Here is a 13,346-nt window from a genome sequence, read left to right on the forward strand (position 1 = left end):
CGGCGCAGGGTCGCCATCTGGCGCTTGTTCAGCTTGTCCCACCGACGCATATCACTAGATGACATCAGGTCGCGACCGTACGCAACCAAATTGGGCGACGAGGGTTGTCAGCTCATGAGTGTCACGATTGATCAAAGCTGGTGCTGGGCCTGTGATGTTGCGTCTGAGATATACGTGGCCACATCGGCCGTCGCTGTGAGGGGGTTGTTGCCCGTACAGGTGATGCCAGGCTCATCACCTAGTCCTGACCTACACCGGCCGCCCCTGCACGAGGAACCCGACCAGGCCGTTGGTCCCCGAGGGAAGATAGATCGGATCTGAGGGGGTTCCAGATGCGGGAGGAGGCCGCCGATACGCATCCCGATGACGTTGTGTCTCTTCTTTGCATGCGGGCAGTCAGCCAGGGAAATGTCAGTAGTGCCAGGAATAATGAGGTTGAGAAGGGGAGGTTCGATGTCTCACGACGTTCCAGACCTCGATCAACAGTCCTTGCCTTCGCCCAATGGCTGCCGCTGGTGTGGCGTGGAAGAGCGCGATCACGCCCAGCGGTGGAAGCCGCCTGTGGGCTGGCACCGCTGGGCGGAGCCTACGTCCGATCAGCGTAAGGAGCGGATGCGAGCACGCCGAGACCGGCGTGCTCGCCGACAAGACCCTGATGCCTGCGCTACTCCGCTTGTCGCGTGAGCGCTGTAAATATCTCTCTAAGCTGGGTGGGCACCTGCTCGGGGTGAGTAAGCGACGAGGCGAGTTGGTACATCATCTCCGGCTTGCCCCCGGGGCCCGCCTCGCTTTCCCGTTGAAGTAGACCGTGAACCTCTTTGCTGAACTTGCCGTTCCCACGCAGAGCTTTGAAGTCTCCGGCGTACCACTGTCCAGAGGTTCTGGGCCAGATGGTGTTGGCGACATCGGCCCACACCTCATCGGTGAAAAGTTCCTCGAACTCGTTTAGCTTCTGTGGCTCACCGAGAAATCTGACGATGTCGTCGTGGGCCTGCCCGAAGCGCGTCCGGAGCCGGTCCGACTTGAAGATCGACAGATTCCTGCTGTCAGCATCGATCATGAGCATGACCGACCGCTGATGCTCGACCAGATAGCTGGCCAAGTGCAGGGCTCCTTCGTTGTTGTTGCACGCCCAAAGAGCGATGCCGACCGCCTGTAGCGCAAGCCCCTGCGACAGACGGAACAACACAGGGATGGCCTGCTGCTCTGAGGGGCCTTCAACGGCGAGGAAGACGCGCTCATGCAGCAGCACCGAGTTTCTTAGCCCTAGGGACGCCGCTAGGTGCTGCAGATGCCGGTCGATGGCGCCGTGCTCGTCGGTCCCGAGCCGTTCCATGACGGTTCGGCCACCGTGATCCAGCTTGAGATTGACCACATCGGCGATGTCAACGCCGTCGATCAGGTTCATGGAGTGCGTGGCCACCATGACGCCGACGTGAGCAAGCGCGCTCTGTTCCCTGATCAACTTCATGATCTTACGCTGGTAGCCGTAGTCGAGGTGCGTGTCGGGCTCGTCGTAGACGATGATCATTTGAGGCCGTGAGGGGACAGGTTCCTCCGACACGTCCGCGGTCTCGGCGGCGAGGTCCTGCTCGGTCTGGAGAAACTTGCTCGTCCACTCCCAGATGGCCAGAGAGATGCGCCGGGCGCTGCCTTGTCCCGAGCGATCGAGGCCCACATGCTCTCCAGAAGCGCGAGCAATGCGCAGCGGAGCGGCTTTCAACCCCTGCGAAAAGGAGATCTCGGGCTCGACGAAGACCTCCTTGAGGTCGGGACACCGGCTCAGGATGTGGCCGCACAACGCTTGGGCGTCTGCCTGCAGGTTCTCCTTGACCTGGGCCTGAATTTCGTTCAGCTGCCCCTGCAGAGTTTCGTCGGACAGGTGCGTCTGAAAGCAGCTTTGCAGCACCGAGCGCACCGCTTCGTTGGGCTCAGAGGAGCGTCCGTCGAAAGGTAGCACGGTGGGCATGCGGGTTTCCAAGCCTGAAGGAGCCTGCACCCATCCTTCAGGGCCAGAGTGGAGGACCGCGTACTCTCGTAGGGCCTGCTCAATTTCCGCCTTCTTGGTGCCGGCTGGGGACAGGCCCAGCTCTTTGGCCAGCGCTTTGAGTTCAGACACCTTGTACGAGGACAGATCGCGCAGGCGCTCATCGCGCGGAACCGGCAGCCAGCACTCCAGGCGCGAGACGAGGTCAGCGCCTGCTGAGCGCCGCAATCGAATGGTGGCCCCGAGACCGAACGTCTTCTGCTCCCACTCGTCGAGCGTGAACACGCCTTCGACCTCGGTCAGCTCGCATCGCGACAGCGAGTCAGACGACGACAAGTAAGTGCGGTCGTCATCTTCCAGGGGGCATCGACCAACCAGGTAGCTCAGGGCCGCGAGGATCGCGCTCTTCCCGCCGTCGTTCGGGCCGGCCAGGATCGTCGGCTTGCTGACAGGAATGCCGTCAAGTCGCAGCAGGGAGCGGAATCCCATGACGGAGAAGCAAGTGAGCAACACGCGCTGTAAGCTCCGATCGCGGGGAGAGGTGGGAGAGGATGTGCGAACGCCTTCGATTCAGGCGATAGCCACTCGAGCCTCAGATACAACATCGTAGAACGCCTACACAGTCGAACGCTCACGCTTTGCGCGACACGCCGGAAGGCTTCGTAGGCGATCACGAAACCGAGGAATGCGCGGATCCCATCTTCCCGGACGGCTTCGCTTAAGCGGCCCACAGTGTCGCGCGGATCGTTCCAGAGTGGCTCCGGTGATCGGCTTACCGTAGCGGATCAATTGGATTGGAGTAGATCGAAGAAGCGGCAGTTCAGGCCCCTAACGCAGCGAAACCCATCCGGCACAGAGGTTAAGGCCGGGACCGCCCGATGACGGAGACCGTGGACGGGTGGCGACCGCAGGGGGACACTCCTCATGGGACAGGCCCTCGGCGTGAGGTGACCACATGCAGGCCGCAGTCATCACCGCGAGTGTCAGCGTCGTCGTGGCCGTGCTCGTCTTCCTCCTCAACCAGCGCAGCCAGCTTCTGCAGGAGAGACGCCAGGCTCGCCTGACGCGGATCAACGCTCAGCTACGCGAGCTGTACGGCCCCCTGCACGCGCTGGTCGACGTCAACGAGAGGATCTGGGCCGAGCTGGAACGGACCCAGCTGCCACCGCCGGGGGAAAGGCTCTCAGTCCGGACTCTCCCTCCGCAGGCGGCCGACAACTGGCGCAGATGGTTCCGGAGCGCCCTGATGCCGACAAACCTTCGGATGCGGGAACTCATCATCAAGCACGCGGATCTGCTGATCGAGCCGGAGTTCCCCAAGCCGCTGCAGGATTTCTGCGCGCACGTGACCTCCTACGAGGTGCTGCTCGGCGCGGAGGAGAGCGGGGAGAGACCGTTGATCGGCCATCCGGGCGAGCCGTACGTCGAGTACGTGCGGACGTCGTTCACGCGGCTCAAGGTGGAGCAGCTTCGGCTGCTGAGCGGGAAGCGGGGGACGAACGGCCCTCGGGGATCCGCAGGGTGATCGCATCGCGGGTCTCGCCGAGCGGTCTCGGGCGCCGGTGCCCCAGCGGGTCGTCCGGATCGAGGTCGTAGAGGTAGCACAGCTCGTGCAGAACCAGATTCGACAGTTCGGCAGCATCGCTCAGTGCGGGGAGAGGGTGCTGCAACAGGCGTTCGATGTCGGGGCTCAGCTCGTGTTTGTCGCCCAGCAAGGTCTGAGCCCTTCTCAAGGTCCGCTCCAACCCCGCGCGCGCGAAGCTGGACACCTCGACTCCACTCTCACCTGCCTGCAGCCGCGGAACCCAGATCTCCAGGTGTGCCCGGATGGCGCCGGCGGTGCGCGCCGCCCATAGTTGTTGCTGGTATCCCGCATCGTCCGGCACGCTCAGCTCTGGTAGCGCCGGGTCTCCTCGTCGAGTCGTCTGCGGCCCTCGACGGTGATCTGACACCTCCCGTTCTTGAGCTGGGAGGGCTTCTGGTTACCGGGCAGGGTGACGAGCCCTTCCTGCAGCAACGCGTTCAGGGTGGCCTGAACTTTCTTCATGGGGACCCTCGTCTCGGCGGCTATCGTGCGCACGTCGATGTTGTCGCTGTCGCTCAGCTTGGCGAGCAGGATCCAGTGCAGCGGTAGGGCTCCGAGCAGCGCGGGGCCAGTGACGCACAACGCGGGAAGCGGCTTGGGGAATTTCCCAGCCTCCTGCCAGCGGCCGTCGTCCCCGTTGACGGCGACGCCCATAGTGGCAAGCTTGGCCATCACCTGCTGTCTGGTCTTGGAGGTCGCGTCGAATCTGACGGTCTGCAGGCTGCCCAGGTCGCTGGGGAGCGAGATGTCGCCGTACTGCACGACGAGGGTTTTCTTCCTGTTGAGGTGCCAGGCGTAGCCGAGCTCGAACAGGACGTTGGCGCGGGGCCGGTTCATCAGGTCGCGCGGGTCATGGGGCTGGATCAGCGCTGGGTGGATGAGCACCAGGTCGTCGGGGGTGAGCATGACCACCGTGGCGTACGACATCTCGAAGCCCTTGTCCACGACGTCGGCCGCGAAGTTGCCCGCTCCTCCGAGCGCCAGTTCGGCGTCCTCCCACTTGATCACGTGCAGGTTCAGCGACTGGAGGAAGACGATCATCGCTTCGGTCGCCTCGTCCCACCGCCCCTTGACCAGGAACACCTTGCGCCGTTCGCTCTCGATGGGAGGAGCCGCGAGCACCGCGGAGGTGACGTCCTTGCCCCTCTCGGCCGCCAGCACAGCCCGGACTCCGGGATGCCTGGTCGGCGGGCCGGTCCCGACCTTCTCCTCCAGGTCCACGAACCCGAAAAGTTCGTCGGACGAGGCCTCAGTCTGCGTCACTTTGATGCGCGTGATCTCCCCAATCGGGACTCGCCAGCCGTTGACATTGAAGTCCCGGCCCTGCCGGAACGGTTCGAGGAAGTCGCGTTGCAACGTCGCTTCGTCCAAGTCGAAGTGCACTATGGGACGGCGTTCTTCACGTAAGTGGACCTGGATGTGATAGAGCACGTTGACCCCCACCAGACCGGGTGTCCAACATGTTAGAACTCTTCACGTCAGGAGGCGATACTCGCCGGCTCGGCATGGCAGGGCGTGCGTTTCAGTACGCGCCACCTGGCTGAGGATGACCACGCCGATCACCATGAACACCACCGGCGCCCGTGCGCTGTCTACTTTGAGGATCGCTCGCCGCGGACCGTCGGTCGCCGCCGCAGGGATGATGGCGGCGCTGTTCCAGAAGGGCCTGGTAGGGAATGACGAGCCGTGCGGCCAGGGCATGGAAGTCCTGGCGAGGCATTCCGGTCAGCTGCGGATGAGTCAAGCGCCTGGAAGATGTGCATCTGGCTGGTGACCGTGGTCGAGCCAGTCACGCAGGTCCTGGGCCTGGGAAAAGTAGCGCGCCGTCTGGCCCATTGTGATCTTCTGTTCGTCCATGACGAGTACGGGTTTCCCGGATCGCCTCACCGATGGTGACAGCGTTGGTGCCGAGTAGAGCGGCCAGGACGTTCTGGGGGCAGACCTGACGCAGGTAGATGACGGTGACCAGAACACGGTCGGCATGGGTCAGCAGTGGCCGACCGTGAAAACGCGGGCCTCACAGCACCGAGTAACCGGTGATTCCATGCCTATTGACCAGCGGTCCGCACCAGCGAGATTCACGGAGCCACACTGCCCGGCCAGCCGAAGAGTGCGCATGGTCAAGGGATGCCAACCGTTGTACGGTTGCTCGTCGGATGCTCATCGGCACCTGATACGGCATGACACCGGGCGGCATTCTCGGACATTTGAGCGCGGGCAACGCATGACATCGCGACTTTTAATCCGTAGGTTCCGGGTTCGAGCCCCGGGCGCCCTACCATCTCGACCTGCGGTTTCCCCCGATTCTGTAGTCGAGTCGTCCGACCGTGAGTCACGGTGAGACACATGTGAGTCACGTTCCAGGGCGGGCGTTGTTCACTGTACGTGCGGACTTGCGAGCCGCCTTGAGGACAAGCCGGGCAGTGGCCCGAGCGCTGTCGTGATATAGCTGCGGCAGCACCGACGTGTACGTGTCGGCGGTGAGCACGATGCTGGCATGACCGAGCAGACCCTGCACCACGCGTAGATCCGCACCTGCCGCCAGGGCCAGCGTGGCTGCTCCGTGTCTCAGGTCGTGTAGCCGCACCGGAGGAAGGCCGCTGGCCAGGACCAGCTTGTGGAAGCGGTAGCTGAGATAATCGGGATCGATCGCCTCGCCGTTCTCGCGGGTGAACATCGGGGATGACGGCGACCAGCCGGTGCCCAGTTCACCGCGCTGGGCCCGTTCATGGCAGTGCAGCAGCCGGAGGGTGTCGACGTCCAGAGCGACACCGCGCTGACTGGAGGCGCTCTTCGGCGGGCATGGGAACAGGCCATGGTCAGTGTGGACGAGCTGGCAAGCGATGGTGAGTTCGCGCCGATCGGTGTCGAGGTCGATCCAGCGCAGGCCGGCTACCTCGGCGCGCCGCAGACCATGTAGCGCGATCAGCCACCACAGCGCGAACAGCCGGTCATCGCGGACGAAGGTGAGGAACTCGGTCAGTTGCTCGATCGTCCACACCGCCACGGCGGGGCGCTCGCCGGTGCGCCGCCAGGCGGCCACGCGTCGCGGGGTCCACACCACCGGGTGGACGTGGCGTGGCGACGGTAGCCGCAGCCCGCAGGCCGGGTTGTCACTGATCACATCTTCCCGTAGAGCTTCGTTCAAGGCAGCGCGCAGGGTTGCCCGGATCCTTTCCAGGGTGGCCGCGCTGATCGGCTTGCCGTACCTGGTGCGGCGCCTGCCCACCACGGTGAACATCCTGACAACGTGCCGCCTGGACAGCCCGCGAAGCGGGACGAGGCCGAGATGCGGGATCAGGAACAGCCGGACGTGATCACGGTAGGCCTTGAAGGTGGTCGGCCGGATCCGCCGCTCAACCACCGACAGCCAGTAGCGCAGCCACTGGGCGACCGTACAGTACCCGGTCACCGGCGCCGCCTCCAGCGACTGAGCGAGATCACGGGCAGCCTGCCTCGCCGCTTCGGCCGTGGGGAAGCCCCCACGTCGCAGTCGCTGCCGCCGCCCGGACACGTCCGTCACCTGGACGGCGAAATACCAACTGCCGTGCGCCTGATCCGCCAGCCGGGCGCAGTGGTTTCCCAGCCGTTTACCTGTCGCCGCGTCGGCACAGCCACAACGCCGATACACCACGTAGTGATCTTGGATGCGTGTCATCGCCGTTCACTCCCTCGCTTGGGTCACGGGAGATGACGGCAACAACGGCATCTACATCCAGTGAATTTTAGGTAGATCCGTCAAGCCACAAACCCATCCCTGTCGACAAGACGTCCTGCCCTGATGACCTCGACCATTTTGACGAGGTACAGGCGCCGCCTGCCACCGACGCCAGCAAGGGACCGCCTCCGGGAACCCGCCGCACCCAGGGCCTACGAGGCCGCATGTCCTATCACCGCAGCTAGATGGGCGGCGGCCTCATCTAGCGGAGGGCGTCTTTCCCGTTACTGAAAACGATCTTTACTTTTAGTTCAGCCTTATGTGATGATCATTCAGTTTTGATACTTCTGTTCGAAAGGTTATGAGTGCGCAAACGCCGATCAGCGTCCGGCTTATCCGCCCGGACGCGCCGCCAGGCTGCCCTGATCACCACTCTGATGCTGCCGCTCTCGCTGTTGAGTGCACCCGCGATCGCCCAGAGCCCCACGCCATCCCCCTCCCCAACCGCCGCATCGACAACGCCACCAGGCGCCACCCCAGACCCGGCTCTCAAGACCGCCTGGGATAAGGCGGCCACATCCGGCAAACCCGTCGAGGTGCCCGCCCAGTTCACCGAGACCATGAAGGTCTGGGCGAACCCTGACGGCAAGAACATGCGGGCCGAGCTGCACACCCGGCCCGTTCAACTCAAGGACCCGGCCAGCGGCGCTTGGGAGCCCATCGACACCCGCATCGTCACCCGGGACGGCAAGCTGCAGGCCGCGCGGGTCAAGAGCCCGCTGACCTTCGGCGGGCGCGGCGCCAAGCAGCTGGTGTCGGCGGACGGCAGGCAGGGGACGAGCGGCCTGAAGGTGACTCGGGCGCTGCCGGAGCCGAAGGTCTCCGGCAGCGCGGTCACCTACCCTGACGCCGTCGCGCCGGGAGCGGACCTGGTGGTGCAGGCCCAGGCCGACGGGTTCATCTCCCAGGTGGTTCTGCGGCAGCGGCCGACCGGCCCGGTGACCGTACGGCTGCCGCTCACCCTGCCCGAAGGCACCACGTTCGGCACGACATCCGACGGGCAGCCGCAACTCAAGGACGCCAAGGGCAAGGCCGCGGCCGCGCCGATCGTGCTGACCGCGATGGACGCCAAGGTGGAGTCCTCCCCCGAGGAGGGCAGGTCCGCCCCGGTCGAGGCCCGCATGCAGACCTCCGGCACCACCTCGGAGCTGGTGTTCACCCCGGACGAGAAGTTCCTGGCCGACCCGGCGGTGACCTACCCGGTGACGATCGCCGCCGCCTCCGAATGGTTCGGCGGCGGAGAACCCGACGACGCCTGGGTCAGCAAGAACAACCCCGGCACCAACAACGCCGCGGCCGGCTGGCTACGCGCCGGCACCACCCAGACCAGCGCCGACATCGCCCGCGTGTACCTGAAGTTCGACACCGACGACCCCGTACTCGAGGGCGCCACCGTGCTGGACGCTGACCTGTGGGTGTGGAACTACAAGTCCGGCGGCCCCAACGGCCAGCTGTGCGGCGACCCGATGGACGGCTCGGGCATCGGTGCCGCCCTCATCACCTCCACGTGGGATACCTCCACCTTGAACTGGTCCCGGCAACCCACGCTCGCCGGCGTGGCGGGCGGGAGCGGGAACCAGGCCGGCTACAACTATGAGGCCGACCCCGCCAGCTGGTGCGCCAAGGAGGAACAGCTGGTCCACCGGGTCACCGGCATGGCCCGCGGCTGGATCGAACAAGGCGTGGACAACCACGGGATGGTGCTGCGAGCGGTCACCGAGAGCCCGGCGATCAACTGGCGGCAGTACTACGCCAGCGAACACAGCGGCGACCCCTACCCGGGCTACCGCCACCCACCCACCCTCATGGTCGAATACACTCCCGCTCCGAAGCGGCTCACCATGCACCCCAGTGTCGAGGAGGAAGTCGTCACCTCGGAGGTACTGGATCAGTACATCGGTGATCTCACCAGCACTCCGCAGGCGGCGCCGGCTCTCAGTTGGTCCGAGGTCCAGGAAGAGCATCGAGCCAGCAATGAAGTGATGGGGCGTAACCCGGACTCCTTCTTCACCCCGCCGAGCGACATACCGGCGGACCAGATCGTCGCCGATCTGGATCCCGATGCCAACGAGAGCGCAGATGTACCGGCAGAGGAAACGATTCTGGGGCACTGGTCCTTCGACGAAGGCTCAGGCCAGGTAGCTGCGGACTCTTCCGAGTTCGAAAGCCACGCCACGTTGGGCGGCACGACGACCTGGACTCAGGGCCGGTCGGGAAGCGCGCTCACCCGCACTTCCAGCGGTTCGTCCGCACCGGTACCCGCTGGCATCTCCCGCTCCACCGCCTCACAAGAGGCCAAGAAACAGGGGAAGCCGGTAGAAGTCACGGCTGAAACCTCCGAGACACGCATCACCCACGCGCTGCTCGATGGCTCCTACAAAACCGAGATCACCATGGGGCCAGTCCGAACTCGGCGCAGTGATGCGTGGATTCCCATCGACACCACGCTGATCGAACAGGACGGAAGCCTGAAGCCCAAGGCGATCTCGGCTGGTGCCAGCGTGGAGGTCTCCAACGGCGGTAACGATGCCTTCGTGAAGATGGCCGCCCACGGCAAGAGTTACGCCTTGCGCTGGCCGACGCCGCTGCCCAAGCCGATCGTGAAGGGCCAGGTGGCCACTTACACCGACGCAGCCGGCGCCGGGGCTGACCTGGTGGTGACGGTGCTGCCGACCGGGTTCCGGCATGAGGTGGTGCTGCGCCAGCGGCCCGCCAAGCAGGTGGAGCTGAGGATCGGCGTCGAAGACGAAGGGCTGACCCTGTCGGAAGGCAAGGGTGGCCGACTGCTGCTGAGGGGCAAGGACAAGAAGCTGGTCGCCGCAGGGACACGACCGGTCATGTGGGACTACAGCGGCAAGGGCCGACTTGCGCCGGTCAAGCGGGGCGAGACCGGCACGGACGTGGTCACCAAGGACGGCCGTACGGAACTGGTGGTCAAGCCGGACCAGGCGTTCCTGGCAGATGCCGGCACCATCTACCCGGTGCGGGTGGCCGCGGTGGTCACGCTTCCGCTCAGCGCCGACGTCGATACCAGCATGAACGACTCCGAGGGCTGGCCCGCGCTCCCGGACAATCCGGTCATGCTCGCCGGCACCATGACGGGCGGAACGAGGGCACGGGTACATCTGCAGTTCGACACCGCAGGCGTGCAGGGCAGCACGGTGACCGACGCCACGCTGTCGATGAACACCATCGACAGCCACAACTGCGGCGCCACGCTCTCCCGAGGCATCCAGGTCGCCCGCCTCACCGGCGCGTGGGACCCCGCGAACCTGTACTGGGCCAACAAGCCAGCCCACACCACCGAGGACGCTTCCACCAACTTCAAGGGCGTCGACCAGAACTGCGACATCTACCCGGACAGCATGGACTGGAACGTCACCGGCATCGCCCAGGACTGGGCCGCCGGCGCCGTCAACCACGGCCTGGTGCTCAAGTCGCCCGGCGAGGCGGATGTCGACAACTACCGGGTGTTCACCTCCTCCGAAGACACCGACTTCAACCTGCCGCCGACGCTGACCATCACCACCAGTGGACCGGCATCGCAACCGGCGGTCTCGGCCCCGGCCATCACACCGGCGCACACGGTGGACGGCACCACGGTGACGACCTCACTCACCCCACAGCTCGCCGCTACCGTCACCGACCCCGCAGGCGGCAACCTCACCGGCCAGTTCGAGGTCGAGCACGACCCCGCCGCCATTGGACAGGGTAGCGGCCAGATCTGGGCCGGCGCCTCCCCGGTGGTCACCTCCGGCAGCCAGGCCACGGTGAGCGTCCCGGCGGGCATGCTGACCGACGGCTGGAAGATCCGCTGGCGCGCTCGTGCTGTCAACACCGGCGCTACTACGACCTCGGCGTGGTCGGACTGGCTGGCCGCTACGGTGGATGTGCCCGACCCCGGCGGTCAACCGACAGTAACCGCCCTCCAGATCGACCCGTCCCAGCAGGTCAACGGCCAAACCGTGACCACAAGCCTCACGCCGGCGCTGCTGGCACAGGTCACCGACCCAGCTGGCCAGCCGCTGCGCGTGGAGTACGAGGTCGAGCACGACCCCGCCGCGACCGAGCAGGGCACCGGCCAAATCTGGACCGGCGCGCTGGACAACATCGCCTTCGGGGCCCCGGCCAGGATCACAGTGGCAGAAGGAAGGCTCCAAGACGGCTGGAAGGCGCGCTGGCGCACCCGTGCTCTCAACACCGCCGCCGGCACCAGCTCAGCGTGGTCGGACTGGCAAGAATTCCAGGTGAGCGTGATCGAGCCGACCGATGACGCCCTCGCTTACACCGCCGGAGCTCTGATCCCAACCGATGGGAACTTCACCGTCACCGCATGGTTGCGCTGGGACGACAAGGACGGCGCCTACACCGTCGTCGAGCAGAAGGGACTGCACCAGGCTCCCTTCCACCTCGGCAACACACCGGAGGACGGCCTGGTGTTCACCTTCACCAGCGCCGACTCTCCCGATGCCACGACCGAAGGCGTGCGCTCGCAGGTCGAGCCGCCCGTTAACGAGTGGTTCCACCTCGCGGGCGTCTACGACGCCGCTTCAAAGAAGGCAACGCTGTACCTCAACGGCGCTGCGATCAAGTCAGAGACAATCAGCTTCCCCGCCTGGCGCGCCACCGGCTTCACCACCCTCGGCACCCGGATGAGCGGCGCCTTGGATGATGTCCGGATCTACGACAAAGCTATCACCGCAGATGAAGCTGTCATCTCAGCTGGTGGAACTCCACAGCCCACCACTGCACCTAGCACCAAGAGTGAGCGCGCAACCACTGCAGCCTCAGGGCTCGTCGCCGCGCCCGCCTACAACCGCATCCAGCCCGCCGATTGCATTGCCCGGAACGACTCCTTCTACCGCCCGGCAACCACCCGGGTACCGCCAAAGAATGAGCGAGGATGGACGCCGGGTCCCCACGACTGGTGCGTCAGCCAGAAACCGAAATTCACCGTGGAGGTCAAGACAAAACTCGGCTGGCAGGTGACCGACCAGGCAGAGTTCGTCTTGATGACCATCGGTCGCACCGCCAACGATTCCCGTACGACTGAAATCGACGTCATCACCCTAGCCATGAATGACGCCGTCAAGGGCGTCCTGCTCAGGGATCAGGTGTTCACACTCGGCCTCATGGTGCAGGGGTCACCGGCTAATTCGTGCCGACAGGTGGTCGACGCCAACCATCCCCAGGTCTTCGCTGGGAACCGGCACTACTGGCAAAACAGCCGGAAGGTGACATTCAAGGTCGAATCCCCGGAGACCGGCTGGAGCGGGGGCGGGAACAACCTGCTGTCCGAATGCACCATCCAGCTGTCTCTCACGGTTCCACATGTCCAGGGAATGATGTACAAGAACCGCTCAGCGAAGGCGCTCATTCGCTGTGACTCCTCTACCGAGAACAGGTACTTCCCCCGCGGATGCATCTTCGACCACAACATGCGCGCGCTGGAACTCCATGAAAACACCTTCCCGAATGCCTACGCCCACATCTCAAAGGCGTACCTAACCCCCAACATCACAACACCCTCAACCAGCACCACAGATCGAAAACTGTGGCCACGGCATCTGGCCTTCGGAACAGAGAAGAAATTCCCGGGCTTCAGCCCCGCCACGCCGCTGACCCGCCTGAAAGCCGGACCCCGGAAGGGCCGGAACTACTACCGCTCTTTCAAGATCTGCGCCTTCGACTACGGCATCAGGACCGGCAATCCCTACACGGGGGGCGCTGCTCCATGGGACACCGATAAGCAGGAGTGCGACGAGTTCCCCTTCCAGAGCACCTATCAAGGCTCCTGGGTGAGCTGGCAAAAAGACAAGCCCACAGACAAGGGAGCACCTTATATGCCGGGTGTCGCCATCTCAGTATCCCTGATCCCCAAGCAGGAGAATCGAGACTGGGGCGACGTACACCATATCGCAGGGCTCGGACGCTTCTACCAGAACGACCGAATCCTGCACGATGAAGACTTCATCCTCCACCTTTACAATGCGATGAACGAACGCATTAACTAGCGAGACATAGAGGCCCCGAGCGAGCTGTGCCGTTCGGGGCCT

7 protein-coding genes and 2 pseudogenes are annotated in these 13,346 nt (G+C 64.6%); 2 read left to right on the top strand and 7 right to left on the bottom strand.

Features of this window, described 5'->3' with window-relative positions; all coding sequences use genetic code 11:
- Positions 1 to 664: 664 nt before the first annotated feature.
- A complete protein-coding gene (locus V5E28_RS13235) occupies positions 665 to 2,476 on the bottom strand; it encodes an ATP-dependent nuclease (protein WP_336207129.1) in 1,812 nt (603 codons plus the stop codon).
- A 466-nt stretch (positions 2,477 to 2,942) separates the two neighbouring features.
- Here V5E28_RS13235 and V5E28_RS13240 point away from each other — a divergent pair, with 466 nt between their 5' ends.
- On the top strand, positions 2,943 to 3,512 hold the full coding sequence (locus V5E28_RS13240; RefSeq protein WP_336207130.1) for a hypothetical protein: 570 nt from the start codon (positions 2,943 to 2,945) through the stop codon (positions 3,510 to 3,512).
- On the opposite strand, the gene V5E28_RS13245 is transcribed toward V5E28_RS13240, so the two are convergent.
- From V5E28_RS13245 to V5E28_RS49530, 6 genes and pseudogenes are all read right to left on the bottom strand, one after another.
- The gene (locus V5E28_RS13245) at positions 3,442 to 3,873 is read right to left on the bottom strand and encodes a hypothetical protein (protein ID WP_336207131.1); all 432 of its coding nucleotides are present in this window, start codon (positions 3,871 to 3,873) and stop codon (positions 3,442 to 3,444) included. The two genes, V5E28_RS13240 and V5E28_RS13245, sit on opposite strands and share 71 nt — an antisense overlap.
- Before the next feature lie 2 nt (positions 3,874 to 3,875).
- On the bottom strand, positions 3,876 to 4,835 hold the full coding sequence (locus V5E28_RS13250; RefSeq protein ID WP_336207132.1) for a TIR domain-containing protein: 960 nt from the start codon (positions 4,833 to 4,835) through the stop codon (positions 3,876 to 3,878).
- A 210-nt stretch (positions 4,836 to 5,045) separates the two neighbouring features.
- Complete coding sequence (locus V5E28_RS13255; RefSeq protein WP_336207133.1) at positions 5,046 to 5,273, bottom strand: hypothetical protein; 228 nt, start codon at positions 5,271 to 5,273, stop codon at positions 5,046 to 5,048.
- Positions 5,191 to 5,586, bottom strand: a pseudogene (locus V5E28_RS49525) (ISAzo13 family transposase); the annotation flags it as partial. The gene V5E28_RS13255 and the pseudogene V5E28_RS49525, both read right to left, overlap by 83 nt.
- A 339-nt stretch (positions 5,587 to 5,925) precedes the next feature.
- A complete protein-coding gene (locus V5E28_RS13260; protein WP_336207134.1) occupies positions 5,926 to 6,813 on the bottom strand; it encodes a tyrosine-type recombinase/integrase in 888 nt (295 codons plus the stop codon).
- Positions 6,814 to 6,831: 18 nt separating this feature from the next.
- A pseudogene (locus V5E28_RS49530) lies at positions 6,832 to 7,230 on the bottom strand (Arm DNA-binding domain-containing protein); the annotation flags it as partial.
- A 437-nt stretch (positions 7,231 to 7,667) separates the two neighbouring features.
- Between V5E28_RS49530 and V5E28_RS13265 the strand changes: the two are divergent.
- Entirely contained in the window at positions 7,668 to 13,304 is a 5,637-nt protein-coding gene (locus V5E28_RS13265; protein WP_336207135.1) for a DNRLRE domain-containing protein, read from the top strand.
- Positions 13,305 to 13,346 lie beyond the last annotated feature (42 nt).

It is taken from the genome of Nonomuraea sp. LPB2021202275-12-8 (assembly GCF_037044575.1).
Lineage (GTDB): Bacteria > Actinomycetota > Actinomycetes > Streptosporangiales > Streptosporangiaceae > Nonomuraea.

Excerpts from the sequence above, each read along its gene's own strand:
- V5E28_RS13235 (WP_336207129.1), bottom strand. The coding sequence starts at position 2,476 with ATGGGATTCCGCTCCCTGCTGCGACTTGACGGCATTCCTGTCAGCAAG.
- V5E28_RS13240 (WP_336207130.1), top strand. The coding sequence starts at position 2,943 with ATGCAGGCCGCAGTCATCACCGCGAGTGTCAGCGTCGTCGTGGCCGTG.
- V5E28_RS13255 (WP_336207133.1), bottom strand. The coding sequence starts at position 5,273 with ATGCCCTGGCCGCACGGCTCGTCATTCCCTACCAGGCCCTTCTGGAAC.
- V5E28_RS13260 (WP_336207134.1), bottom strand. The coding sequence starts at position 6,813 with ATGTTCACCGTGGTGGGCAGGCGCCGCACCAGGTACGGCAAGCCGATC.
- V5E28_RS13265 (WP_336207135.1), top strand. The coding sequence starts at position 7,668 with ATGCTGCCGCTCTCGCTGTTGAGTGCACCCGCGATCGCCCAGAGCCCC.